General features: G+C 57.3%; 26 protein-coding genes and 1 tRNA gene. 11 read left to right on the forward strand and 16 right to left on the reverse strand.

The window, feature by feature from the left end:
• The first annotated feature begins 65 nt into the window (after window positions 1-65).
• Together DHN10_RS08495 and DHN10_RS08500 are read left to right on the forward strand one after the other, a co-directional pair.
• On the forward strand, window positions 66-2,435 hold the full coding sequence (locus DHN10_RS08495; protein ID WP_108814884.1) for a xanthine dehydrogenase family protein molybdopterin-binding subunit: 2,370 nt from the start codon (window positions 66-68) through the stop codon (window positions 2,433-2,435).
• 12 nt (window positions 2,436-2,447) lie between these two features.
• Window positions 2,448-3,236, forward strand: coding sequence for an FAD binding domain-containing protein (locus DHN10_RS08500; RefSeq protein WP_108814885.1), 789 nt, complete (start codon window positions 2,448-2,450; stop codon window positions 3,234-3,236).
• 56 nt (window positions 3,237-3,292) lie between these two features.
• Here DHN10_RS08500 and infC read toward each other — a convergent pair whose 3' ends face one another.
• Window positions 3,293-3,892: a translation initiation factor IF-3 gene (infC, locus tag DHN10_RS08505; RefSeq protein WP_108814886.1), complete on the reverse strand. Its 600-nt coding sequence runs from the start codon at window positions 3,890-3,892 to the stop codon at window positions 3,293-3,295.
• A gap of 145 nt (window positions 3,893-4,037) precedes the next feature.
• Here infC and DHN10_RS08510 point away from each other — a divergent pair, with 145 nt between their 5' ends.
• On the forward strand, window positions 4,038-4,700 hold the full coding sequence (locus tag DHN10_RS08510) for a hypothetical protein (RefSeq protein WP_108814887.1): 663 nt from the start codon (window positions 4,038-4,040) through the stop codon (window positions 4,698-4,700).
• 69 nt (window positions 4,701-4,769) lie between these two features.
• Here DHN10_RS08510 and DHN10_RS08515 read toward each other — a convergent pair whose 3' ends face one another.
• The 6 genes from DHN10_RS08515 to cysG all read right to left on the reverse strand — a co-directional run bounded on the left by DHN10_RS08515 (window position 4,770) and on the right by cysG (window position 10,170).
• Window positions 4,770-5,618 (reverse strand): ferredoxin--NADP reductase, encoded by an 849-nt coding sequence (locus DHN10_RS08515; protein ID WP_108814888.1) that lies wholly within the window; start codon window positions 5,616-5,618, stop codon window positions 4,770-4,772.
• Between the two features lie 75 nt (window positions 5,619-5,693).
• Complete coding sequence (locus DHN10_RS08520) at window positions 5,694-6,104, reverse strand: DUF934 domain-containing protein (RefSeq protein WP_108814889.1); 411 nt, start codon at window positions 6,102-6,104, stop codon at window positions 5,694-5,696.
• Entirely contained in the window at window positions 6,101-6,820 is a 720-nt protein-coding gene (locus tag DHN10_RS08525) for a phosphoadenylyl-sulfate reductase (RefSeq protein WP_108814890.1), read from the reverse strand. The genes DHN10_RS08520 and DHN10_RS08525 overlap by 4 nt, the downstream gene beginning before the upstream one ends.
• A complete protein-coding gene (locus DHN10_RS08530; protein WP_108814891.1) occupies window positions 6,810-8,480 on the reverse strand; it encodes a nitrite/sulfite reductase in 1,671 nt (556 codons plus the stop codon). Before DHN10_RS08530 ends, DHN10_RS08525 begins: the two co-directional genes overlap by 11 nt.
• Window positions 8,480-8,782, reverse strand: coding sequence for a DUF2849 domain-containing protein (locus DHN10_RS08535; protein WP_108814892.1), 303 nt, complete (start codon window positions 8,780-8,782; stop codon window positions 8,480-8,482). The genes DHN10_RS08530 and DHN10_RS08535 overlap by 1 nt, the downstream gene beginning before the upstream one ends.
• Window positions 8,782-10,170, reverse strand: coding sequence for a siroheme synthase CysG (gene cysG / locus DHN10_RS08540; RefSeq protein ID WP_108814893.1), 1,389 nt, complete (start codon window positions 10,168-10,170; stop codon window positions 8,782-8,784). The genes DHN10_RS08535 and cysG overlap by 1 nt, the downstream gene beginning before the upstream one ends.
• A gap of 134 nt (window positions 10,171-10,304) precedes the next feature.
• Between cysG and DHN10_RS08545 the strand changes: the two genes are divergently transcribed.
• The 3 genes from DHN10_RS08545 to DHN10_RS08555 all read left to right on the forward strand — a co-directional run bounded on the left by DHN10_RS08545 (window position 10,305) and on the right by DHN10_RS08555 (window position 12,020).
• Entirely contained in the window at window positions 10,305-10,766 is a 462-nt protein-coding gene (locus tag DHN10_RS08545; protein ID WP_108814894.1) for an Lrp/AsnC family transcriptional regulator, read from the forward strand.
• A gap of 92 nt (window positions 10,767-10,858) precedes the next feature.
• Complete coding sequence (locus DHN10_RS08550; protein ID WP_159086958.1) at window positions 10,859-11,209, forward strand: hypothetical protein; 351 nt, start codon at window positions 10,859-10,861, stop codon at window positions 11,207-11,209.
• 4 nt (window positions 11,210-11,213) lie between these two features.
• The gene (locus DHN10_RS08555) at window positions 11,214-12,020 is read left to right on the forward strand and encodes a DUF2145 domain-containing protein (protein WP_108814896.1); all 807 of its coding nucleotides are present in this window, start codon (window positions 11,214-11,216) and stop codon (window positions 12,018-12,020) included.
• Here DHN10_RS08555 and DHN10_RS08560 read toward each other — a convergent pair.
• The 9 genes from DHN10_RS08560 to DHN10_RS19695 all read right to left on the reverse strand — a co-directional run bounded on the left by DHN10_RS08560 (window position 12,017) and on the right by DHN10_RS19695 (window position 18,219).
• Window positions 12,017-13,192, reverse strand: coding sequence for a cytochrome P450 (locus DHN10_RS08560; RefSeq protein ID WP_108814897.1), 1,176 nt, complete (start codon window positions 13,190-13,192; stop codon window positions 12,017-12,019). The genes DHN10_RS08555 and DHN10_RS08560 overlap by 4 nt on opposite strands.
• Window positions 13,193-13,263: 71 nt before the next feature.
• Window positions 13,264-13,995: a triose-phosphate isomerase gene (gene tpiA, locus DHN10_RS08565; protein WP_108814898.1), complete on the reverse strand. Its 732-nt coding sequence runs from the start codon at window positions 13,993-13,995 to the stop codon at window positions 13,264-13,266.
• An 11-nt stretch (window positions 13,996-14,006) separates the two neighbouring features.
• On the reverse strand, window positions 14,007-14,303 hold the full coding sequence (locus DHN10_RS08570; RefSeq protein WP_108814899.1) for a TfoX/Sxy family protein: 297 nt from the start codon (window positions 14,301-14,303) through the stop codon (window positions 14,007-14,009).
• Entirely contained in the window at window positions 14,303-14,665 is a 363-nt protein-coding gene (locus DHN10_RS08575; RefSeq protein ID WP_108814900.1) for a HesB/IscA family protein, read from the reverse strand. Before DHN10_RS08575 ends, DHN10_RS08570 begins: the two co-directional genes overlap by 1 nt.
• Before the next feature lie 45 nt (window positions 14,666-14,710).
• Window positions 14,711-15,412 carry a DUF3307 domain-containing protein gene (locus tag DHN10_RS08580; RefSeq protein WP_108814901.1) on the reverse strand — a complete coding sequence of 234 codons (702 nt, stop codon included), beginning with the start codon at window positions 15,410-15,412 and terminating at the stop codon, window positions 14,711-14,713.
• Window positions 15,413-15,520: 108 nt separating this feature from the next.
• Window positions 15,521-16,147 (reverse strand): hypothetical protein, encoded by a 627-nt coding sequence (locus DHN10_RS08585; RefSeq protein ID WP_108814902.1) that lies wholly within the window; start codon window positions 16,145-16,147, stop codon window positions 15,521-15,523.
• A gap of 138 nt (window positions 16,148-16,285) precedes the next feature.
• Window positions 16,286-16,648, reverse strand: a complete 363-nt coding sequence (locus DHN10_RS08590; RefSeq protein WP_108814903.1) for an SUF system Fe-S cluster assembly protein — start codon at window positions 16,646-16,648, stop codon at window positions 16,286-16,288.
• 77 nt (window positions 16,649-16,725) lie between these two features.
• The gene (locus DHN10_RS08595) at window positions 16,726-17,940 is read right to left on the reverse strand and encodes an MFS transporter (protein ID WP_108814904.1); all 1,215 of its coding nucleotides are present in this window, start codon (window positions 17,938-17,940) and stop codon (window positions 16,726-16,728) included.
• A 114-nt stretch (window positions 17,941-18,054) separates the two neighbouring features.
• A complete protein-coding gene (locus DHN10_RS19695; protein ID WP_159086959.1) occupies window positions 18,055-18,219 on the reverse strand; it encodes a hypothetical protein in 165 nt (54 codons plus the stop codon).
• Between the two features lie 40 nt (window positions 18,220-18,259).
• Between DHN10_RS19695 and tgt the strand changes: the two genes are divergently transcribed.
• The 5 genes from tgt (at window position 18,260) to DHN10_RS08625 (ending at window position 23,208) form a co-directional block, all read left to right on the forward strand.
• Entirely contained in the window at window positions 18,260-19,393 is a 1,134-nt protein-coding gene (gene tgt, locus DHN10_RS08600; RefSeq protein WP_108814905.1) for a tRNA guanosine(34) transglycosylase Tgt, read from the forward strand.
• Window positions 19,394-19,671: 278 nt separating this feature from the next.
• Window positions 19,672-22,077, forward strand: a complete 2,406-nt coding sequence (lon, locus tag DHN10_RS08610) for an endopeptidase La (RefSeq protein WP_108814907.1) — start codon at window positions 19,672-19,674, stop codon at window positions 22,075-22,077.
• A 115-nt stretch (window positions 22,078-22,192) separates the two neighbouring features.
• A complete protein-coding gene (locus tag DHN10_RS08615; RefSeq protein WP_108814908.1) occupies window positions 22,193-22,522 on the forward strand; it encodes an HU family DNA-binding protein in 330 nt (109 codons plus the stop codon).
• Between the two features lie 12 nt (window positions 22,523-22,534).
• A tRNA-Val gene (locus DHN10_RS08620) sits at window positions 22,535-22,610 on the forward strand.
• A gap of 37 nt (window positions 22,611-22,647) precedes the next feature.
• Window positions 22,648-23,208, forward strand: coding sequence for a histidine phosphatase family protein (locus DHN10_RS08625; protein ID WP_108814909.1), 561 nt, complete (start codon window positions 22,648-22,650; stop codon window positions 23,206-23,208).
• The last annotated feature ends 4 nt before the right edge of the window (window positions 23,209-23,212 follow it).

Here is a 23,212-nt window from a genome sequence, read left to right on the forward strand (position 1 = left end):
TTTTCAAGGAAAATTTGGGGCCAATTTTTCGATGAAAAATTGTGTCCTGACAGGGAGGAATATCAATGCCAAAAGATGGTGGAATTGGAGCCAGCACGACACGCCGCGAGGACGTGCGCTTTCTGACTGGTAAAGGGAACTATACCGCTGACATCAACACCTTTGGACAGGCCGCCGCGATCTTTGTGCGCGCGACCGTGGCCAATGGGGTGATCAAATCAATCGACACAAGTGCCGCCGCAGAAATGCCCGGCGTGCTGGCGATCTTTACCGGAGAAGATTTCGTTGATGTTGGCGGCAACCCCGCAGGTTGGCTGATCAACAGCCGCGATGGCGAGCCGATGAAAGAACCCAAACGCCCGGTACTGGCCCACGGCAAGGTCCGCCATGTGGGTGATGCCTATGCCGCCGTCATCGCAGAGACGGAACAGCAGGCCCGTGACGCCGCAGAAGAAGTTATCGCCGATATCGAAGAACTGCCTGCGATCATTGATATGGCGGCGGCCCTTGCGGGTGACGCTTATGTCCATGATGAAATCGCAACCAACCAATGCTTTGACTGGGGCTGGATCGAGGACAACCGTGCGGCCACCGATGAGGCGATCAAAAACGCACCGCATGTCACCACGCTGGAACTGGTCAACAACCGTCTGGTGCCCAACGCGATGGAACCGCGTGCCTCTATCGGCACTTATGACGCGGCGGGTGATAGCTATCTGTTGCAAACCACGTCGCAGAATCCGCATCTAACGCGCTTGCTCATTTCGGCCTTTGTGATGGGTATCCCGGAAAACAAGTTGACCGTGATTGCACCTGATGTGGGGGGTGGATTTGGTTCGAAAATCTATCACTACGGTGAAGAAGCATTGGTGCTGGCCGCCGCCAAGAAGGTAGGGCGCCCTGTCAAATGGGTGGCAGATCGGACCGAATCCTTCCTGACCGATGCCCATGGCCGTGATCACGTCACCAAGATTGAACTGGCTTGCGAGAAGGATGGCACATTCATCGCCTTCCGCACGGAAACGCTGGCCAATGTGGGGGCATATCTGTCGAATTTCTCGACCGCGACGCCGACTTTCCTTCATGGCACGCTGATGGCGGGCAACTATACGGTGCCCAACGTCTATGTGAACCTCAAGGCGGTGTTTACGAATACAGCCCCCGTTGATGCTTACCGTGGTGCCGGGCGGCCCGAAGCCACCTATTCCATAGAGCGTGTCATCGACATGGCCGCGCGCGAATTGGGCATTGATCCGGTTGAGATCCGGCGCAAAAACTTCATCAAACCAGAGCAATATCCCTTCGGCACTGCTGCAGGGCTGGAATACGACAGCGGTAACTACGATGCGTTGATGGACAAGATGGAGGCGATGGTAGACCGCAAGGCATTTGAAGAACGCCGCAAGCAAAGCGAAGCGAACGGCAAAATGCGCGGTCTTGGCATCAACGCCTACGTCGAGGCTTGCGGCATCGCGCCGTCCAACCTTGTGGGTGTGCTGGGCAGCCGTGTCGGCCTTTATGACGCAGCAACCGTGCGTGTGAACGCCACTGGCAACCTAAGTGTCATGGTGGGGGCGCACAGCCACGGGCAAGGGCACGAGACTGTGTTCCCGCAGATTGTGGGCGAGATGCTGGGGATTGATCCTCAGTCCGTCGATATCGTGCATGGTGATACCTCCAAGATTCCGTTTGGCATGGGCACCTATGGATCGCGCAGCCTTGCGGTTTGTGGTTCTGCTGTGGTGCGAGCCACGGAAAAGATCATTGCCAAGGCCAAGAAGATTGCAGCGCATATGCTGGAAGCCGCGGCCGATGATCTGGATTTTACCGATGGCCAATTCACCGTCAAAGGCACCGATAAATCCGTTGGGTTCGGGGATGTGGCGCTCAAGGCCTATATCCCGCATGAATTCCCGATTGAGGATATCGAACCAGGCTTAGAGGAAACGGCGTTTTATGATCCCGCCAACTTTACCTACCCCTCTGGCGCTTATGCCTGCGAGGTCGAGGTTGATCCCGACACGGGCAAAGTGACCATCGAACGTTTCACGGCATGTGACGACTTTGGCAATGTGATGAATCCGATGATCGTGAGCGGTCAGGTGCAAGGCGGTGTCGTGCAGGGGATTGGACAGGCGCTGCTGGAAAACACCACCTACAACGCGGACGGTCAGCTGTTGTCGGCAAGCTATATGGACTATGTCATGCCGCGTGCCGATGATCTGCCGTTCATTGCGGTGGACCATTCCGATGGCACGCCCTGCACGCATAACCCGCTGGGCGCCAAAGGGTGCGGCGAGGGTGGTGCGATTGGATCACCGCCCACCGTCGTCAACGCGGTTATTGACGCGCTGCAATCGGGCGGCAAGAACGTCACCCATATCGACATGCCTTTGACGCCTGCGCGCGTCTGGGCTGCCATGAACAACGCGTAAGGGAGAACGCTCATGTATGCTTTTGATATCGAACGGCCTTCCACCATTGCGGATGCGGTCAAGGCACTGTCGGATGAGGACGCGCAGGCGCTGGGCGGGGGGCAAACACTGATCCCCACGCTGAAACAGCGGCTTGCGATGCCTGCCACATTGGTCAGCCTAACGGGCATTGGCGAGATGCAGGGCGTCTGTATTGGTGACAACGGAGAAGTCTGTGTGGGTGGCGCGACCAACCACGCGACGGTTGCCGCGGAAACGGCGTCATCCTATCCCGGATTGTCTGGTTTGGCAGGAAACATCGGCGATCCTGCTGTGCGCAACCGTGGCACGGTTGGCGGGTCATTGGCCAACAACGACCCATCGGCGTGCTATCCGGCGGCGGCGCTTGGCTCTGGTGCAACGATCATCACCAATACCCGCCAGATTGCGGCGGATGATTACTTTCAAGGGTTGTTTGAAACAGCCCTCGACGAAGGCGAAGTGATTACCGAAGTACGCTTTCCGGTGCCAGAGGCCGCGCATTACGAAAAATTCGTGCAACCTGCTTCGCGCTTTGCGCTGGTGGGGGTCTTTGTCGCCAAATACGCCGATGGTGTGCGGGTGGCCGTCACAGGTGCATCCGAGAATGGCGTGTTCCGCTGGACAGAGGCGGAGGCCGCGCTCGCGGCTGATTTCTCAGCCGGTGCATTGGACGGGCTTTCGGTGCCGGCCGATGGGATGATTTCCGATCTTCACGGATCATCAGAGTATCGCGCACATCTGGTCAAAGTGATGACGGGCAGGGCGGTCGCCGCCTGCTAAAGCAAAAAGCCCCCGCGGATGCGGGGGCTTTTCGTAGAACCACTGGTTCCGAATATTTACTTTGTCAGCGGCCCGATCAGCATCACCATCTGACGACCTTCCATCTTTGGGAAGTTCTCGACCTTGCCGGTCTCTTTGGTGTCTTCGGCCACACGCTCAAGCAGCTCGCGGCCAAGCTGTTGGTGGGCCATCTCGCGGCCACGAAAACGCAGGGTGATTTTCACCTTGTCGCCGTTTTCGAGAAACTTGAACACGTTGCGCATCTTCACATCGTAATCGTGGTTGTCCGTGTTGGGGCGGAACTTCACCTCTTTGATTTCGATGATCTTTTGCTTCTTACGGGCCTCAGCTTCCTTCTTCTGAGTCTCGTATTTGAACTTGCCATAGTCCATGATTTTGCAAACCGGCGGATTGGCGTTTGGTGAGATTTCCACCAAATCAAGGCCAGCGTCATCGGCCATTACCATCGCGCGTTCGGGGGTCACGACACCCACGTTTTCGCCTTCTGCGCCAATAAGGCGGATTTCTGTGGCCCTTATACGATCATTGATCCGGGGCCCTGTGTCACGTTGTGGTGGCGCGTTATGTGGTCTGCGTCCTATGGTCTTTATCCTTTGATTGTTCAGACTTGGTGAGGTGGAAACTAAACACCCCATTGGACAGCTTCAACCCGCAAAAGATGCGGTTTTTCGCCGAAAGTTCCCCCCGGGTGAGGCTTTCCCTTTTGTTCGCCTTCTGACATATCGGCGCCAGAACGGGTCGATCGGGGCCCAAATGACGTAATTTGGAGGGAACTGACCAATGCGTGCAATTATTATTCTCGTGGTTTTGGCTGTGCTGGGATTTTTTGGCTACCAATATGCGGCCGAAGGCCGTGGCCCAGGTGAAGCAATCGGCGTGCTAACAGGCGCCACACAAGAGGCCGAGCGTGTGGCCGCAGAAGCTGCTGCTGCCGCCCAAGCAGAGGCCGAGGCCGCTGCGGCCGAAGCTGAAGCCGCTGCCGCCGAAGAAGCCGCCGCTGCCGCTGAAGAAGCTGCTGCTGCCGCTGAAGAGGCTGCTGCTGCCGCTGAAGAGGCTGCTGCTGCCGCCGCCGCAGAAGCCGAAGAGGCCGCCGCCGCTGCTGCAGCCGAAGCTGAAGCCGCTGCTGCCGCTGCTGCAGAAGAGGCTGAGGCCGCTGCCGCCGCAGCAGAGGAAGCTGTAGAAGGCGCCGCGGAAGCTGTGGAAGAAGTTGCTGAAGAAGCAGCCGAAGAAGTTGCCGCCGCTGGCGACGATCTGATGGCGATGGCCGACAACCTGCTGACACTGGACGGCTTTGATGCCGAAAAGGTTACCCAGCTTCTTGATGGCGCTGACATTTCTGACGATCAGAAAACAACGCTGACCAGCGCGCTGGATTTCGCCAAGGACAACCCTGCTTTGCTGCAGCCTGTTCTGGACAATATCCGCGGTCTGCTTGGCCTTTAAGCTACCGCACTTAAAACAAAAGGCCGCGTCAGTGATGACGCGGCCTTTTTCGTTTCAGCGCTACGTTTCTTAGTCAAGAAACGCTTTCTCAACCACATAATGCTGCGGGTTTGAGTTCGCGCCTTCGACCAGTCCGTATCCCTCAAACATCTCTTTCAGCTCAAGGTTAAACGCCAGGTTTCCGCAGATCATTGCGCGGTCTGTCTCGGGTGACAGCGGCGGTACGCCCAAATCGGCAAAAGCCTCGCCCGAGCGCATCAGATCAGTGATCCGACCCAACTTGGGGCTCTCTTCGCGGGTGGTGGTGGGGTAGTATTTGATCTTCTTCCAGAAACCTTCGCCGATGACTTCATTCAGAAGTTCATCATGCTTGAGGCTCTCGATCAGGTCGCGGCCATAGGTCAGTTCGCCCACTTCGCGGCAGGTGTGGGTGATGATCACCTCGTCATAGTCTTCGTATGTCTGCGGTTCGCGTAGCAGGGATGCGAAGGGGGCAAAGCCAGTGCCTGTGGCAAAGAACCAAATGCGTTTGCCGGGGATCAGGGCGTCATGCACCAATGTGCCAACAGGTTTGGGGCGCAGGATCAGTTCATCACCGGGTTTGATGTGTTGCAGCCTTGAGGTCAGCGGGCCGTCCTGCACCTTGATCGAATAGAATTCCAATTCCTCATCCCAGGATGGCGAGGCGATGGAATAGGCACGTAGCAGCGGTTTCTGCTTGCCAGTTTCGGGGTGTGGATCGCCCATCAGGCCGATCATCACAAATTCGCCCGAACGAAACCGCAAGGACGCAGGACGCGTCACGCGGAATGAAAACAAACGGTCGGTGTAGTGTTTCACCTCCGTTATGGTCTGCGCGTCGGGCAGGGTGGGGACAGCTTTGGCGGTGTCTAAGGTCACTGGTTTTTGCTCGGTCATATGTCTCATGGCAGCCCAATAGAGCCGCCCTCCCGTTTAGTCATTGATTTGGATCAGGGAAAGGGTGCTTTGGTCTTAACCGCGTAGGCGCGCCTGATAATTGTGGTTCTGCCAATCGGCACGGAACTGCCATTGATCTTCTGGCTGACGGGCGGCGAGTGCGTCATCGATTTCAACCTCGTCAAAGCCCGACCGGCGCGCCATGGCGTATTGATCTGCCAAGATATGGCCTTTGGCCCGCAACCGGCCTTTGTATCCGGCCCGGCGCAGCAAAGCGGCCAACGTGAACCCACGCCCATCTGCGGATGACGGAAAGTCGATGCGGATCATGGCCGCATTATTCAGCCCTGCAAGCGCCTCTGGTGCGGTGTTAGACGGCAGATCAATGCCATAGTCGCAGTCGTTCGCTGCGACCTCGTCCGCCGCAACAAAGCCGCAGGCGAAATCATCAACGGTAAAGCCGGCATCTGTGACAATCACGCTCATGCTGCTTTTCCTTCACGTGTTGCTTTACCATCCGTAAAGTGGATGCCGCATTCGGTTTTTTCACTGTTGCGCCAACGGCCTGCGCGGGGATCTTCATGATCACCAACGCGCGTGGTGCAGGGCATGCACCCCACCGATGGATACCCTTTGGAGACCAGCGGATGGCGCGGCAGATCATGCGCATCCATGTAGGATTTCAGATCGTCTGTTGTCCATTTTGCCAACGGATTGATCTTGATCTTGCGTTCGTCTTTTTCAAAAAGCGGCAGTTGCGCGCGTTGACCACCCTGGAACTGCTTGCGGCCAGTGATCCAGCCGTCAAATTCTTGCAGTGCCGCATTCAATGGCCGCGTTTTGCGCAGATCACAGCAGGCGTCAGTGTCGGCCAGATGCAGGATGCCATCCACATCTTCAGTCAGCACATCATTGCGGTTGGGGGTGATGACACGCAGATCGGTCAGCCCCAGCGAAGCCGCAACTTCGCGCTGATAGGTCAGCGTTTCAGGGAACAGCATTTCGGTATCAAGAAAGATGACCGGTGCGTTCTTGTCGATCTCTGCGACCATATGCAGCAGCACAACGCTTTCGGCACCAAAAGACGAGACCAAAGCGATCTTGCCGATCTGCACATCACTTAGCACGTGCCGCAGTACGGTTTGCGCATCAGATTTGCGGTGCAGGATGTTGCGGCGTTCAGCGAGTTCCTTAAGCGGCATTGGCTTTGTCCTCTGTGGGGTAAAGGATGGCTTTGAAGGGTTCCAGACCCAGACGGCGGTAGGTCTGCAAGAAAGTTTCATCCACGTCATTGCGTAGATCAAGGTATCCAGTCACCAGACGTTCAATCGCAGGTACGATTTCGTCGGCGCTGAAACCGGGGCCAGCACGTTCGCCAATGGTTGTTGTTTCGGTCCCGTCACCGCCCAGCGTGATCTGGTAGTTTTCAACGCCCGCACGGTCGAGGCCGAGAATGCCGATGTGCCCCACATGGTGGTGCCCACAGGCATTGATGCAGCCCGAGATTTTGATCTTCAGTTGACCGATTTCATGTTCGATCTTCAATTCATCAAACCGGGTTGCGATGTCCTGCGCAATCGGGATCGACCGGGCAGTGGCCAGCGCGCAGTAATCCATTCCGGGGCAAGCGATGATGTCAGACGCGAGACCGATGTTGGCCGTCGCAAGGTCAGCTTCGCGCAATGCGGCATAGACCTTTGCAAGGTCCGCTTTGTGGACATGCGGCAAGATGACATTCTGCTCGTGGCTAATCCGCAGTTCACCATGGCCGTACTGCTCAGCCAGATCGGCCATCGCGCGCATTTGGTCGGATGATGCATCACCCGGCGTTTGGCCATGCTTCTTGATGCTGATTGACACGATGGCATAGTCATCATTCTTTTGCGCAGCGAGGTTGGTGTCGGTCCATGACCGGAACGCGGGGTTGGCCAGACGTGCTGCCTCATACCCGCCAATAGATTTTTCTGCGAAAGCAGGCGGCGCAAAGGCTGTTTCAATCTCGGTCAGCAGGTCTTGATCAAACCCTGTAAAACCTGCGCGGATGGTCGCGAAACGTTCCTCGACAAGCGTTTGGATTTTTTCCAGCCCGTTCTCGTGAACCGTGATCTTGATCCGTGCTTTGTACTTGTTGTCGCGGCGGCCCAGCAGGTTGTAGACGCTGACAATCGCCTCGCAATAGGGCAGCAAATCGGCCTTGGGCAGGAAGGCTCGCAGGACCTTACCCACCATCGGTGTGCGACCAAGGCCACCACCAACGATGACTTCAAAACCCGGCTCACCGGCGTCATTGCGTACCATGCGCAAGCCAATGTCATGCGCTTTGGTCACCGCACGGTCATGCGCGGCACCTGTCACGGCGATCTTGAATTTGCGGGGCAGGAATTGGAATTCAGGATGATCGGTGGACCATTGGCGCAGCAGTTCCGCAATCGCGCGCGGGTCTTCGACCTCATCGGCGGCAGCGCCGGCAAAGTGGTCCGCCGTTACGTTGCGGATCGTGTTGCCCGAGGTCTGGATGGCGTGCATGCCCACATCAGCCAAGGCCTCCAACATATCTGGCACGTCCTGCAGTTTTGGCCAGTTGTACTGGATATTCTGGCGCGTGGTGAAATGGCCATAGCCCTTGTCCCACTTGTCAGCGATGAACGCGAGCTGGCGCATCTGGCTGGGGTTCAGCGTGCCATAAGGGACCGCGACGCGCAGCATATAGGCGTGCAGTTGCAGGTAGAGGCCGTTCATCAGGCGCAGCGGCTTGAATTCATCCTCGGTTAGGGATCCATCGATGCGGCGCTCTACTTGGCCACGGAATTGGGCAACGCGAGACCGGACAAATGCTTCGTCAAAGTCGGAGTAGGTATACATTATGAAAGGTCCACTTGCTTGCCATGGGCGTAGTTGGATGGGCCGCGCGTGCGGAATTCTTCCCGGAAATGGGTGGGTTCAGGGCCGTTCTCGCCAGATTTGGCGTCGGCCAGATAAGGGCCTGCAATCTCGTCTGCACGCGCTTGAGCTTCCAGCAGACGCAGATCGCCGTGCGCTTCATCTGTGATCAACTCCGCCTCATGCATGTTGCGGGTCCATGTGTCATTCTCGGTCAGCCAAACCGCGTCGCCCTCCAGCAATGCGTTGGCGGTCACGACTTTTGGGGTGAATTCACGGGCCATTATGCAAACTCCTTGAGCTTCAGTGCGTTGGCTTGGGCATCGCGCGGGGCGAGACCGTAGAATGTGATCGCAGGGCCGGTGAGGTTGGCTTGCGTCATTGTTGGTTCCATCTCGACCAGCGTGGTCGCGATGATGCGCTGATCGGCGCGGCTGACGTTTTCGATAATCGTCACGGGTGTGCTGGGGTTAGCGCCATGCATCAGCAGGCGGCCCTGGATAAACCGGGCCGTTTTCTTGCCCATATAGATCGCGGCAACCTCACCAGCGGCGGCGAGCGCTTTCCAGTCGTGATCGGCATAACCTTTGGTGTCGTGCCCGGTGATCAGACGCACGGCGGAATTGCGATGCCGCTTGGTCAGGCTTTGCCCGATGTTCGCAACAGCAGCAGAGGCGGCAGTGATGCCGGGGATGATGCGATAGGGGATGTCATGGGCTTCGATCGCTTCGATTTCTTCGTCGAGACGGCCAAACACGGTTGGATCACCTGCCTTCAGTCGCACCACGTGATGACCGTCCAGTGCGTGCTGTACGATCAAGGCATCGATATCTTCTTGCTTCATCGACCGGCCAAAGCCTTCTTTGCCAGCATCAATGATGATCGCCTCGCGCCGCGCCAGTTCAAGGATTTCGCCAGTGACCAAACGGTCGTGAATGACAACATCAGCCTTATCCAGCGCGTTACGCGCTTTGAGTGTCAGCAGTTCTGGATCACCGGGACCAGCGCCAACCAGATCAACCGATCCTTGCTTATCTGTCGCCAAAACATGGGCGTCGAGCAAGGTTTCCAGTGCCGGGATCACGGCATGTTCGCCCGCTTCCAGCGCCTTTGGCCCGCTGCCAAAATAAAATGACGTCCAGAAATCGCGACGCTTGCGGCCCATAGGCAGGATATCAACAGCGTGGCGGAAGGTTTTGCCGATACGGGCAAGGACACCCAGCGATGTGGGCAGGCGTTCTTCCAGATCAGCCTTGATTGCACGGGCCAGCACGGGGGCTGCACCTTCGGTACCGATGGCGACGGTCACCGGGTCGCGGTCCACAATGGCGGGGGTGATGAACTGGCTGTCTTCGAGGTTATCAACGATATTGACCAATGCGCCTTCGGCGTTGGCGATGGCCGCTACACGGGCGTCTTCGGCGTCATCCTCATTGGCGGCATAGAAAAGTGCCGCGCACAGCGCGTCACCAGGTTCCATCGCGCGCGCGATGATGCGCAGCTTGCCTTGCGCTGCCCATTTGCGGATGTCATCGGCAACTTCAGTTGCGATCACAGTCAGCTGCGCTTCGGTCTTCATCAGCAGGCGCAGCTTGGCCATGGCGGCATCACCACCGCCAGACAGGACAATGCGACGGCCTTCAACGGCAAGGAAGATTGGAAAGTGCTTCATAGCGAACCTCAATTTCTTGGGTTCAATATAGAATACCGTTCTGCTATTTGCCTCCCCCAGAGGTCAGTTAAGGACGCGTGTTCCATGGAGGCCTGAATTTGGACCACCTGTCCTGTAATTGCGGAGAATAGAGAATGTCAGCACGGATCGACGCCACAGATCGGAAGATTTTGGCAGCATTGCAAGCTGATGCAGCGCAATCACTGGACGAAATCGCCAAATCTGTCGGCTCTTCAAAGACGCCGGTTTGGAACCGGATTCGCAAAATGCGCGAGGCGGGAATCATTGGTCAGCAGACCGTGATGCTGGATGCCGAGGCGCTGGGGTTTGAGGCCTGTTTCTTTGTGCTGATCCGCACGTCAGAGCATGACGCGGATTGGCAGGGACGGTTTTTGAAAGCACTGAAATCCCGACCAGAGGTGCAAGAGGCGCATCGGCTGGCAGGCGATATCGACTATATCCTGAAAGTGCGGGTGCAGAACGCGCGTGCCTACGACACATTTTATCAAGCGCTGATATCGGAGGTGAAGGTGCATAATGTAACAGCGCTTTTGTCGATGGAAGAGATCAAATCGACGGTGGCGTTGCCGCTTTAGGGTACGAAATTGAACGACGTTCAATATTTTTCTTGACGGATGTATGGCTGACGCTCTAGGTATATGAACAGTGTTCATTTATGGAGAATCCCATGCACCGACTTGTCATTTCAGGAAGCGTTCTTGCGCTCATTCTCACTTCGGCCTGCGCGTCCCCCAGCGTTCAGCATGCCGCCGCATCTGCCGATCACAGCGCGCAAGCAACAGGGCATAGCGCTGCCGCCGCGGTCACCAGTGTTGCAACCGTTTCAGCCGTGCCGGTTGTCGCTGCGGGCTCTGTGCTTGCCGTGACGGGGGCAGCGCTGGAAAGCGTTGGCACAGCTTCCGTCAATGCCGGCGCTGAGGTGCTTAATGCAGGGTTGGGGAATGCTCCGCAGCAGATCTGTGTGGGCAATACCCCAGCGCCATGCGTCGCACCGCAAGCTGCGCCGAATTTGGAATAAGGCCATGAAACTCAAAGGTATTTTTGCCGCGGTAGCACTGGGTCTTGCTGCGCTCAATCCGGTAATGTCCACGGCTGGCAGCTCTGCCGCCGCGAACCCCGTCTTGCCCGCCGTCGATGTGGCAACATTCGCAAACCGAGTGCAGCGCGATCTTGCATCACGTGGCGCCAATGTCGCCATCGTGTCGCGTGTGGGCCGTGATCCATCGGTTCTGCCGGACGGGGTCAACTACACCCATGTCGCGTTCTGGGTCTATTCGCGGATCACGCAGGCCGATGGCAGCACCGGCATGGGGTACCGGGTCTATAACCTGTATCAACAAGAGGGCGATCTGACCCGCAGTGATCTTGTGCAAGATACGCCCGGTGATTTCTTTGCAGGTGCGTATCGTTTGGATGCTGGCGTCATTATTCCTGATCGGCGCCTGCAACAAAAATTGCTGGCAGTGATTGCAAGCCCGACCTATGCGGCGCTGCACAACGCGAATTACGCGGCGTTGGCCAATCCACGTTCTGGGCAGTTCCAGAACTGCACGGAACACACGTTGGATGTGCTGATGGCCGCGCTTTATGACACCAATGACCCGCGCCAGATCAAAGCGAATATCGCGGCACATTTCACTCCGCAGCCGGTGGCTTTGAATGGTTTGCAGCGCTTGTTTGCGCCAGCGGCATCGGGCGCGCTTACAACGGCCGATCATGGTCAATCCGTGGGCACAGCGACATTCGGGTCGATTGCACGCTTTATGCAGGCACACGACCTGAGTGATGAGACTTACCGCATCACACCGGAGCGACTATTCCGGTTCTAAGTCTCAGGAGCGGTTGAGACCATCAACCGCTCCAACCCATGAAAGTGATACACGTCGCCGTAGCGCGGTGCCTCTGTCAGGCGCAGATGCGGGCAACGTGTGAACAGGGCCTCGAGCGCGATCCGCAGTTCAAGCCGGGCCAACGGGGCGCCGACACAGAAGTGAATACCACCACCAAAGCTGGTGTTCTGTGGCCCATCACGGGCCGGATCGAAGGTGTTGGGTGCGGTGTATGCCGCCGGATCACGGTTTGCCGCCCCCAGAAGGCAGGCAATCTGATCACCACGTTTGAAACTGTGATCGCCCAAGGTGACATCCTCATAGACCCAGCGGGTGAACATATGCAGTGGCGGGTCGTAGCGGATGACCTCTTCAACGGCGGCATCGCTGATCTGACGTTGCCCATGCTCCAACAGGGTTTTGGTGCCATTGCCCAAGGTATGCACAGTGGCCTCATGCCCCGCGTTCAGCAGCAGGATGCAGGTGGTGATCAACTCATCCTCACTCAGTCGTGCACCATCTTCCTCGGCAGCGATCAGGGTGGAAATCAGATCATCTGTGGGTGTTTTGCGCCGCTTGGCAACATAACCGCGCATGAAATCGACGAAATCATTGGTGGCGGCCACCGCGGCGGCCTCGATCTGGGGTGTTCGGCGGGCCTGATACATGGCGACCATGGCATTGGACCAGCGCAGCAGATCGTCTGCGCGTTCTTCGGGCACGCCAAGCAGGCGCGAGATGATGATCACAGGCACGGGCTGGGCGTAGTGGGTCAGCAGATCAAAGGGCGTGTCGGGGAAACCGTCGATCAGGCTGTGGCACAGCGCCTCGATATCGGGGGTGAGTGCGGCGATAGTGCGGCTGGTGAAAGCGCGCAGAACCAGACCGCGCAGGCGTTTGTGACGGGGTGGTTCCAGTTCCAGCATCGAATGCGCCTCAACATCATAGAAGGGCTGCAGATGTGGTGGAATATCGGGTGCCTGCTCGGCTGGGCATTCGCGGCCCATCCGTCTGTCGCGCAATACCGCATGGACCATTTTGTGCGACACGGCGCAGGCCATGCCGTAGTCATCCCACCAAAAGAAATCACCTGCCGTGCGGGCCTGATCGTAAAACGGGTATGGGTTCTGGACGAACTGCGGATCATTGGGGGATTGTTGAAATCTTTGCATATCGCAGCATTGTAGCAGCCCGTCGTCAGACGCAAGTGCGCGCGGTGATTGCTGCCCTGTCTGTGCCGAAACTAGGCCCGCTCAAGCGCTGTGATGATAGGCGAAAAGTCTTTTGCCTTCAGGCTGGCCCCACCAACCAAAGCGCCATCGACATTTGCAACGCCAAATATCTCGGCTGCATTGCTGCCTTTGACCGAACCGCCATAGAGCAAGCTAAATTCATCCCCATCTTCAAAACGTGCATTCAGGCGGGCACGAATATGGGCATGAACCTCTGCGATCTGTTCAAGGGTCGGAACCTTGCCCGTGCCAATGGCCCAGACCGGTTCATAGGCAATCACGCAATCTTGGGCATTGGCGCTGTCAGGCAGCGATCCGGCCAGTTGGGTATCGATGACGTTAAGTGTCTTACCGCTTTCGCGTTCATCCAGCGTCTCACCAATGCAAATCACCGCAATTAGGCCTGCATCAATGGCGGCCACGGATTTTGCGGCGACCAATGCATCGGTCTCACCATGATCGGTGCGGCGCTCGGAATGGCCAGTCAGCACATAGCTTGCGCCTGCATCTGCCAGCATATCGGCACTGACGTCGCCAGTGTGGGCGCCGGAGACAGCGCTGTGGCAATCTTGCCCACCAATATCAAAGGGAGTGTCTTCGCAGGCGCTGATCAATGTCGCCGGTGGGCAGATCAGGATCGCGATGTCTGCATCACCATGTAGGTCTTCAAGCCGTTGGAGTTCCCGCAGATTCTCGCGCTGCCCGTTCATTTTCCAGTTACCGGCGGCGATCTTACGGGGCATATTGGCGTCCTTTACAAAGTGGCAAGTGTTGCGCGTGCCAATGTGCAGGCCTCCTCGGGATCGTCAAGGGCCGAGGGCGGTAATGACCAATAAGGCATATTGTGAAACTGCGATGATCCTACTGCCTTGAGTTTTTCAAGCAGTGCGCCTTTCACTTTGAGGTAGATCCGGCCATCGCTGCTGACCAGCACAAAGACGACGCCTTGATGATAAAGGCATATGCCGCCGAACATCTTGCGGCTGGTCACTTGGCCAAGATCAAAGAACAGGTCAGTTGCGAAGGCGATATCCGCGTCCGAAACAGCCATCAGCTGGCGCTGAGGTTCTCGTCGAACTTGATCGACTCACCGCAACCACAGGCATCCACCACATTGGGATTGCGGAACTTGAAACCGGAGTCCAATAGCGAAACCTCGTAATCAATCTCGGTGCCGAATAGGAACATTTGCGCCATAGGGGCGATCATGACCCGCGCGCCATCTTGTTCGACAACTTCGTCCAAAGGATCAACCTCGGTCACATAGTCCATCGTGTATTCCATACCCGCACAGCCGCCTTTCTTAACGCCGATGCGCAGGCCTTCATGGCCGTCTTTGTCCATCAGCTTGGCGATTTGCGCCGCTGCTTTGTCAGTGATGCTGACTGCTTGTTTGCCTGGAATGCCGAACATTGTAGTGCTCCTTTGACCCTTATGTAGGGCAGCGGGGGCTGTCGCTCAAGACGGTGTGGGATCAATGCCGTAGAATGTGATAAGCGAGAGCGTCGCAAAACTGACCAGCAAGGCCCACCCGAAAGAAGCCAGCGTGCCGATGATCACATATTCGCTGGCGCGTTGATCCTTAGAGGCGGTGTCAAAGCGCAGCACCGATTTGGCCGCGATCAGAAAGCCGATGCCAGCCGGCTGTCCGGCCAGAACCATCAAAAAGATCAGCGCACGTTCCAGAATACCGATCATGCGCCCCGCTTGGGGCAAGCCCTGAGGCTGATTTTCCTCAAAGCCCTGCATCAGCAGGCCAACGGCAGGCCCACCGGCATGAACGCAGATGATCAGCCCTGTGGTGATGGTAAGAAGATACTGGGCGAAGGGCGTCGCCTCTGGCCAAACTGCGCCCAGCGCTGGCGTGAACCACAGGACTGCGGCGATTGTCGCAAAATGCGTCAGTTGGTCGGCGATGTAGGCCCAGAGGGTTTCCGGGGCCAGATGCGTCTTGATCAGGTCGATCCCCAGATGCACCGCCGCAATTGTCAGGGCGGGAACGATTTCACCGCGCAGCGCCAGCAGTGTCAGCAAAAACACCACGCCGATATGTGCTGCCATCGCCTCGGGTTTTTTCTTGTTGCTGATAATCCAGCTGTTTTGCAGCGGATAATCGGCCAGCACATGGGCCAGCATTAATGCGAGTGCGGTTGTCAGCATGGGGTGGCCCGCAGTTGTAATGCTGAATTACAACCAAATAAAGTTGTAATGAGTGAATACAACCTAATAAGATTGTACTGCATCGAAACACCCAAATCCGGTTGTGCCTTACCCATCCAGCGCCTCGCACACGTCAATCAGCGCATCCACACCAGAGGCATCAATATGTTTCTGCACACCCTGTTGGGACAAATCCAAACGCGTGGCGATGCTTTCTTGTGTGGGGCCTGATGGATTAAGCGCCAGCAACGCGACTTCGGCCTGCGCTTCGGTCCAGCGTTTGATGATCTCTTCGGACAGGCGCAGGGTAATCGCCAGTGTGCCCTCATCGCCTACAACAACCATGTCGCGGCGGCGGGGCATGGCCTCGAGCGCTTGACCAGAGGCTGTGAACACCGGGCCGCGGGCATCTGCCAGCGTTTCACCGGGCACGCTGCCATCGCCGATGGCCAGTGCGATGCGAGTGTCAAAGCGTTTGTCGGTCATCCGCACCGCCGCACGGGCGGCAAAAACGGCGCGCAAGGCAAAGCGCGGCGCCACGGCCAACTGCCAGCCGTCACCACGGTTGCGCGTCAGATATGTCGGGGCATCCTGCCAGCCTGCGATCAAATCCGCCGCCCGTTGCAAATTGCCGAAAATCCGGTCCAGCCCGCCCTCGGGCAGTTGGGAAGATTTAACGATATCGCCTGTCAGAACGGCATAGTTGGTCATCGGCCCCTCGCGTTTTGTCGCCATGCTGGCGCGGCGCGGGGGCAAGTGCAAGTCGCAATGCCCTGATCCCGGGTCATGAATTTCGTCAGGGCAATGCCGCTGGAACGGGAATGTGGGCCGTCTGTACGCGGAGGTTACGTCATAGTGACGGTTTGTCGCAGATTACATAAAGCCCAGTTCAAGACGGGCTTCGTCTGACATCATATCCATGCCCCATTGCGGCTCGAACGTCATTTCAACGTCAACCTGTTTGACGCCGGGCAGAGGTTCGATGGCATCGGCAACCCAGCCGGGCATCTCGCCTGCGACAGGACAGCCGGGGGCGGTGAGGGTCATGATGACGTTCACGGCGTTATCGTCTTTGATATCAATGGTGTAGATCAGCCCAAGGTCATAGATATTGACCGGGATCTCTGGGTCATAGACAGACTGACAGGCTTTGACGACATCGTCGTACAAAGGGTGATCGGTCGTGGAGGGCGCAATCATTGGCGCACCTTCAAGCTGAGCGTTTGCGTCGGTCATGGTCGATGAGCCTCTTATTCCTGAGCAAACATATAGGGATTGAGGTGATGGCCGTAAAGGGGGGCGCGCGACAGAGCTTACGAGGTGGCCTTTGCCAGCGGCCCCGGTGTTTCCCGGATCGGCAGATGCATCAGCGTGGCCAAAAGACCCAACGCCACAGCCGCCCACCACATCGGACCGTAATGCCCGTAGATGTCATAGATGCGCCCACCCAGCCACGTGCCAAGGAACGCACCTGACTGGTGGCTCAGGAACACCAGCCCGCCCAAGGTCGACAGATAGGCGATGCCTTGGGTCTGGGCCACAAGGGCAGTGGTCAGCGGCACCGTGGACAGCCAAAGCAGCCCCATGGCGGCGGAAAAGATATAGATGCTGCCCGGTGTCAGCGGCGCTAGGATAAACAGGCTGATGACGATCGCGCGGGTAAAATAGATCCCACTTAACACCCGCTTCTTTGACATTCTCTGGCCTGACCAGCCCGACAAGAAAGACCCTGCGATATTGAACAAACCAATCAGCGACAATGACCAAGCCCCCAAGGACGCCGCCAGCCCCTCATCGGTGATATAGGCGGGCAGGTGGGTTTGAATAAAGGCTACATGGAAGCCGCAAACAAAGAACCCTGTGAACAAAAGGACATAGGCGCGGTCCTGAAACGCCGATTTGATGGCATAGCCAAAGCGGCTGTTGCCGGCCTCTACCGTTGGCACAGAGACGCGATTGACGAAAATCGCCATAGGCAGAATGAACAGAAAGCTGGCGGCAATAGCCAGAATGGCATTTTGCAATCCGATACGCTCCATCAGGAAAATGGACATCGGTGCGGCAATGAACATCCCCGCAGAGGCGGATGCCGTCCCAAGCCCCAGGATGAAACTGCGCTTGGCCGGGGCCACGACTTTGCCCAAGGCAATGATCACAATCTGGAACGCCGCAGCGCCAGTGCCGATCCCCACAACAACGCCCGACCAGATGAAGATATAAGGATCAATCACAAAGCCCCGAATGGCAAAACCGATGGCAGCAACTATGGCCCCAAAGACCAGAACCCTCCCACTGCCATAACGATCTGCAACCATACCCGCCAACGGCTGGGTGATCCCCCAGCAAATCGCTTGCAGGGCGACCGACAGCGAAAATACTTCTCGCGGCCAGCCCAGTGCTTCGGACATCGGGCGCAGGAACACACCAAAGGTGGCCGCAAAGCCAAAGCTGATAAAGGCGATGACACAGCCTGCATAGATGGCGGCAGTGATGGCGGGCGATTGTGTTGGTGTCTCGGGATTGGTCATGGTTTCTTTCACATCCTTTGGCGGAAACCTAGAGAGTGGCAGCCCCACGCGGCAAGCCCCAACCGCCAAACACGCTGAGAAAAAGCGCGGCAGCGACGTTGATCACAGATGGCATCAATAGCTTGAAAATGGCGCCAGTGATGCCCGCAACCCGCCCCACATGGGCCGAAGGATCAGCGTGGCAATGATGCCTGTGGCAGTCAGACAATGGCGATTGTAAGAAAATGGCTCGGCTTTCGTCTCTGTCGGGACGCTACCGCGCGCCAATGGTGAAGTCATGCCCCCTTGGCAAATTCCTCAAGATCAAGGATGAGGGGCCATGACCCAACGCTTTTCATTCGCTCTTAATGCCACTGATGGCAAAGCCCGCACCGGGGTGATCTCGACCCCGCGTGGTGACATCCGCACGCCTGCTTTCATGCCAGTGGGCACCGCCGCCACCGTCAAAGCCATGATGCCTGAAAGTGTCGCCGCCACCGGTGCCGATATTCTATTGGGCAACACCTATCATTTGATGCTGCGCCCCACGGCCGAGCGGATCGACCGTTTGGGCGGGCTGCATAAGTTCATGAACTGGGACAAGCCGATCCTGACCGACAGTGGCGGCTTTCAGGTGATGAGCTTGGCGGAATTGCGCAAGCTGACCGAGAAGGGCGTGACCTTCAAAAGCCATATCGACGGGTCCAAGCACGAGCTGACGCCGGAACGGTCGATGGAAATTCAAAAGCTGCTCGGCTCTGACATTGTGATGTGTTTTGACGAATGTCCGGCCTTGCCTGCGGATCGGGCGCGCATCGCACAGAGCATGGAATTGTCGATGCGCTGGGCACAGCGTTCGCGCGATGCTTTTGGGGACAGGCCCGGCCATGCGCTGTTTGGTATTCAGCAAGGTGGGTTGGAAGAAGACCTGCGCGCACAAAGCGCCGAAGCGCTGCGCGCGGTTGAGTTTGATGGCTATGCGGTGGGCGGTCTTGCCGTGGGCGAAGGGCAAGAGGCGATGTTTGATGTGCTTGATTTCGCCCCTGACCAGCTGCCCGTGGATAAGCCGCGGTATCTGATGGGCGTTGGCAAGCCCGATGATATCGTGGGCGCAGCAAAGCGCGGCATTGATATGATGGATTGCGTCTTGCCCAGTCGGTCAGGTCGCACGGGCCAAGTGTTTACACGGCGCGGCGTTCTGAACATCAAGAACGCGCGTCATGCTGATGATCCGCGCCCCTTGGATGAACACTGCACATGCCCGGCCTGTTCCAACTATTCCCGCGCCTATCTGCACCATGTATTCCGGGCACAGGAAATGATTTCTGGGATGCTGCTGACCTGGCATAATCTGCACTATTTTCAAGAGATCATGCAGGGAATGCGGGATGCGATTGCGGCCGGGCGGTTTGCGGCCTGGGAAGAGGATTTCCATGCGCAGCGGGCCTTGGGTGACATTGCGCCGGTGTCCTGACAGGTGACGAGCGCGGGATTGCCTTCGGCGAAAGTTTGATTGGACATAAAAAGAGGGGGCCGCCGCCCCAAATACTCCTTTGCATTTACATGATTTGTTGGGCTTTTTGTGATTTCTGTCCTTGCGACTCTGGCGCGTCAGGGGCACTCTGCGTCAACTGGGTGAATATGTTTGGTTGAAACGCAGAATGCGTCACCCCACATATTAACCCCAAGAGGAGACGCCCCACGTTGCCGCATAGCGGGACCGGCTGCGTCTTGCCAAAAAAGGAAAAGAGCATGCAAGAACCATTGAGTTCATCCTACCCCGTCCTGCCGTTGCGCGACATTGTGGTTTTTCCCCACATGATCGTGCCGCTGTTTGTCGGCCGTGATAAGTCCGTCCGCGCGCTGGAAGAAGTGATGCAGGACGACAAGCAGATTCTGCTATCAAGTCAGGTGGACCCCGGTCAGGACGACCCCGATGAAGACGGGATTTACAAAACAGGCGTGCTGGCCAATGTGCTGCAACTGCTGAAACTGCCCGATGGCACGGTCAAGGTGCTGGTCGAGGGACGCAGCCGTGTGGAAATCACTGGCTTTGTCCCCAATGACGCCTTCTTTGAGGCCTCCTGCGCCTATCTGGAAGAAATCCCCGGCGACCCCGATGAGATTGAGGCACTGGTGCGCAATGTCTCGGCCGAGTTTGAGCGTTACGCCAAGATCAAGAAAAACATCCCCGAAGAGGCCATGGCCGCTGTGGGTGAGGCCACAGAATCCGCCAAACTGGCCGATTTGGTAGCCGGGCATCTGGGCATTGAAGTGGACCAAAAGCAGGGGCTTTTGGAAACACTTTCCGTGTCAGGGCGTCTGGAAAAGGTCTTTGGCATGATGCAGGGCGAAATGTCCGTGCTGCAAGTCGAGAAAAAGATCAAAACCCGCGTCAAAACCCAGATGGAGCGGACCCAGCGCGAGTATTATCTGAATGAACAGATGAAGGCCATTCAGAAGGAACTTGGCGATGGCGAAGAAGGCCAGAACGAGGTTGACGAGCTCGAGGCGAAGATCGCCGAGACCAAGCTGTCCAAAGAAGCCCGCGAGAAGGTCGATGCGGAGCTGAAAAAGCTCAAGAATATGTCGCCGATGTCTGCAGAAGCGACCGTTGTGCGCAACTATCTTGATTGGATTTTGGGCGTGCCGTGGGGCACGAAATCCCGCACCAAGAAGGACCTGCACAAGGCCCAAGAGGTGCTGGATAACGACCACTATGGCCTTGAAAAGGTCAAGGAACGGATTGTTGAGTATCTCGCGGTGCAGCAACGTTCGCAGAAACTCAAAGGTCCGATCATGTGTCTGGTGGGTCCTCCGGGTGTCGGTAAAACCTCGCTTGGTAAGTCTGTTGCCAAAGCCACGGGGCGCGAGTTCATTCGCATCTCGTTGGGTGGTGTGCGTGACGAATCTGAAATTCGCGGTCACCGACGGACCTATATTGGCTCTATGCCCGGTAAGATCATTCAGGCGCTGAAAAAGGCGAAAACCACAAACCCGCTGATCCTGCTCGATGAGATCGACAAGATGGGGCAGGATTTCCGCGGTGATCCTGCATCTGCCATGTTGGAGGTCTTGGACCCCGAGCAGAACAGCACCTTCGTCGATCACTATCTGGAGGTCGAATATGACCTCTCGAACGTGATGTTCCTAACGACTGCGAACTCTTACAACATGCCGGGGCCTTTGCTGGACCGGATGGAGATCATTTCTCTCTCTGGCTACACCGAGGACGAAAAGGTCGAAATTGCAAAGCAGCATCTGCTGCCGAAGGTCATGAAAAACCACGGGTTGAAGGACAAAGAGTTCTCGGTCGCGGATGATGCATTGCTGGCGATGGTCCGTGTCTACACCCGCGAAGCCGGTGTGCGGAACATGGAGCGGGAACTGGCCAAGGTGGCCCGCAAAGCTGTGACCATGATCGTGAAGAAAGAGGCGGATGTCATCAACGTGACGGCTGGCAATCTGAACGATTTCCTTGGTGTGGAAAAGCACCGCTTTGGTCTGGCCGAGGACGAGGATCAGGTTGGTGTTGTCACTGGTTTGGCCTGGACATCTGTTGGTGGTGAGCTGCTGAATATCGAAGCGCTGCGCCTGCCGGGCAAAGGCCGGATGAAGACCACAGGTAAGCTGGGCGATGTGATGAAGGAATCCATCGATGCGGCGTCGTCCTATGTGCGCTCTATCGCGCCAGAGATTGGTGTGAAACCGCCAAAGTTCGATGCGATCGACATTCACGTTCACGTCCCCGATGGGGCAACGCCGAAGGATGGCCCAAGTGCCGGTCTGGCGATGGTCACATCCATCGTGTCGGTGCTGACAGGTATCCCGGTGCGCAAAGATATCGCCATGACCGGCGAGGTGTCTTTGCGCGGCAATGCGATGCCAATCGGTGGTCTGAAGGAAAAACTGCTGGCGGCACTGCGCGGCGGGATCACAACTGTGTTGATCCCCAAGGACAATGCCAAGGACTTGCCGGAAATCCCTGACAACGTGAAGGCCGGGCTGACGATCATTCCAGTCAGCCATGTGTCCGAAGTGCTGGAGCATGCGCTGGTCAGCAAGCCCGAGGCGATTGAGTGGGACGAGGCGGCAGAAGAGGCCGCAGCAGCCGCACTCAAAGCAGGCGGTGCGGCACATGGTGCGACGGCCCACTGAGGCAAAGTGATACAAAGTCAAAAGGCGCCCCCGTGCTGGGGCGCCTTTTTTATGATACGAATTGACCCATCCCATTGTGCCATCCAGCGCAGAACCAATCCTCAGGACCAATGACATGGCACGCCAAACAACACCGAAACCCACACCCCCTGCCGCGCCGGCTGAAACCGAGATGATGAAAAAACCTGCGCTGTTCGATGAGGTGGTGACCCGCACCAACCTCAAGAAACGCGATGTGAAACCGGCGGTCGAGGCTGCACTGGCGGTGATTGCCGATACCCTGCGCGAGGGCACGGATGTGAACCTGCCGCCGCTTGGCAAGCTGCGGGTGGTCAAATCCAAGGACCTTGAAAATGGGGCCAGTGTGATCACGCTCAAACTGCGCACGCCAAAAAATGCAACTGCGGCGGCATCCGGGGTTGATGCGGACGGCAGTGCCACGTAAATCGGCACGGACGGGTGATTAGCTCAGTTGGTAGAGCGCTTCCTTTACACGGAAGATGTCGGGAGTTCGAGCCTCTCATCACCCACCATTCCTGATCCTGCCGCGCGCACCTGAGTAAACTGCTAATGTCCTTTCCCGAACTCTACATCCTGCGCCACGGCGAAACCGAGTGGAACGCCGAAAACCGCATGCAGGGCGAGCTCAACTCGCGACTGACCACCAAGGGAGAGGCGGACGCCGCACGGCAAGGCGTCATTCTGGGCGGGCTTGATTTGACAGGGTTTACCTTCCTGTCCAGCCCACAAGGCCGCGCGTTCCAGACTGCGGGCATTGCCTTGGCGGGTATCGCCGATCACATCCGCACGGATGACAGATTGCGCGAGATCGGGGTCGGCGATTGGTCCGGCCGCCTGAGGGCCGAGCTTCCAATGCCAGAAGGCCGCGATCCGGTGATGGCACAATACCAGATGGCGCCAAACGGCGAAGGCTTTGCCGGGGTCAAGGCGCGGGCAGAGGCATTTCTGACCGATCTAACAGGACCATCCGTTTTGGTCACCCACGGTGTCACCAGCGCCATTTTGCGCGCACTTGTGGTGGGTGAAAAGGCCTATGCGGGCCAATCTGTTCAAGGCGGGCAAGGCTGTGTTTACCACCTTAAAGATGGTGAACAATTCCTATTGGAATGAGGCT

The sequence above is a fragment of the Loktanella sp. Alg231-35 genome, assembly GCF_900143545.1.
Classification (GTDB): domain Bacteria; phylum Pseudomonadota; class Alphaproteobacteria; order Rhodobacterales; family Rhodobacteraceae; genus Yoonia.

What these genes read in the sequence shown, in the direction of transcription:
- DHN10_RS08525 (WP_108814890.1), bottom strand. Translation starts at nt 6,820, where the DNA reads ATGCCGCTTAAGGAACTCGCTGAACGCCGCAACATCCTGCACCGCAAA.
- cysG (WP_108814893.1), bottom strand. Translation starts at nt 10,170, where the DNA reads ATGAAGCACTTTCCAATCTTCCTTGCCGTTGAAGGCCGTCGCATTGTC.
- DHN10_RS08590 (WP_108814903.1), bottom strand. Translation starts at nt 16,648, where the DNA reads ATGACCGACGCAAACGCTCAGCTTGAAGGTGCGCCAATGATTGCGCCC.
- DHN10_RS08615 (WP_108814908.1), top strand. Translation starts at nt 22,193, where the DNA reads ATGGCACGCCAAACAACACCGAAACCCACACCCCCTGCCGCGCCGGCT.
- DHN10_RS08550 (WP_159086958.1), top strand. Translation starts at nt 10,859, where the DNA reads ATGCACCGACTTGTCATTTCAGGAAGCGTTCTTGCGCTCATTCTCACT.
- DHN10_RS08555 (WP_108814896.1), top strand. Translation starts at nt 11,214, where the DNA reads ATGAAACTCAAAGGTATTTTTGCCGCGGTAGCACTGGGTCTTGCTGCG.
- DHN10_RS08585 (WP_108814902.1), bottom strand. Translation starts at nt 16,147, where the DNA reads ATGGCGACAAAACGCGAGGGGCCGATGACCAACTATGCCGTTCTGACA.
- DHN10_RS08580 (WP_108814901.1), bottom strand. Translation starts at nt 15,412, where the DNA reads ATGCTGACAACCGCACTCGCATTAATGCTGGCCCATGTGCTGGCCGAT.
- DHN10_RS19695 (WP_159086959.1), bottom strand. Translation starts at nt 18,219, where the DNA reads ATGACTTCACCATTGGCGCGCGGTAGCGTCCCGACAGAGACGAAAGCC.
- lon (WP_108814907.1), top strand. Translation starts at nt 19,672, where the DNA reads ATGCAAGAACCATTGAGTTCATCCTACCCCGTCCTGCCGTTGCGCGAC.
- DHN10_RS08535 (WP_108814892.1), bottom strand. Translation starts at nt 8,782, where the DNA reads ATGGCCCGTGAATTCACCCCAAAAGTCGTGACCGCCAACGCATTGCTG.
- DHN10_RS08575 (WP_108814900.1), bottom strand. Translation starts at nt 14,665, where the DNA reads ATGTTCGGCATTCCAGGCAAACAAGCAGTCAGCATCACTGACAAAGCA.
- DHN10_RS08520 (WP_108814889.1), bottom strand. Translation starts at nt 6,104, where the DNA reads ATGAGCGTGATTGTCACAGATGCCGGCTTTACCGTTGATGATTTCGCC.
- tpiA (WP_108814898.1), bottom strand. Translation starts at nt 13,995, where the DNA reads ATGCCCCGTAAGATCGCCGCCGGTAACTGGAAAATGAACGGGCAGCGC.
- infC (WP_108814886.1), bottom strand. Translation starts at nt 3,892, where the DNA reads ATGGGGTGTTTAGTTTCCACCTCACCAAGTCTGAACAATCAAAGGATA.
- tgt (WP_108814905.1), top strand. Translation starts at nt 18,260, where the DNA reads ATGACCCAACGCTTTTCATTCGCTCTTAATGCCACTGATGGCAAAGCC.
- DHN10_RS08595 (WP_108814904.1), bottom strand. Translation starts at nt 17,940, where the DNA reads ATGACCAATCCCGAGACACCAACACAATCGCCCGCCATCACTGCCGCC.
- DHN10_RS08510 (WP_108814887.1), top strand. Translation starts at nt 4,038, where the DNA reads ATGCGTGCAATTATTATTCTCGTGGTTTTGGCTGTGCTGGGATTTTTT.
- DHN10_RS08530 (WP_108814891.1), bottom strand. Translation starts at nt 8,480, where the DNA reads ATGTATACCTACTCCGACTTTGACGAAGCATTTGTCCGGTCTCGCGTT.
- DHN10_RS08495 (WP_108814884.1), top strand. Translation starts at nt 66, where the DNA reads ATGCCAAAAGATGGTGGAATTGGAGCCAGCACGACACGCCGCGAGGAC.
- DHN10_RS08570 (WP_108814899.1), bottom strand. Translation starts at nt 14,303, where the DNA reads ATGGCTGTTTCGGACGCGGATATCGCCTTCGCAACTGACCTGTTCTTT.
- DHN10_RS08515 (WP_108814888.1), bottom strand. Translation starts at nt 5,618, where the DNA reads ATGACCGAGCAAAAACCAGTGACCTTAGACACCGCCAAAGCTGTCCCC.
- DHN10_RS08500 (WP_108814885.1), top strand. Translation starts at nt 2,448, where the DNA reads ATGTATGCTTTTGATATCGAACGGCCTTCCACCATTGCGGATGCGGTC.
- DHN10_RS08625 (WP_108814909.1), top strand. Translation starts at nt 22,648, where the DNA reads ATGTCCTTTCCCGAACTCTACATCCTGCGCCACGGCGAAACCGAGTGG.
- DHN10_RS08545 (WP_108814894.1), top strand. Translation starts at nt 10,305, where the DNA reads ATGTCAGCACGGATCGACGCCACAGATCGGAAGATTTTGGCAGCATTG.
- DHN10_RS08560 (WP_108814897.1), bottom strand. Translation starts at nt 13,192, where the DNA reads ATGCAAAGATTTCAACAATCCCCCAATGATCCGCAGTTCGTCCAGAAC.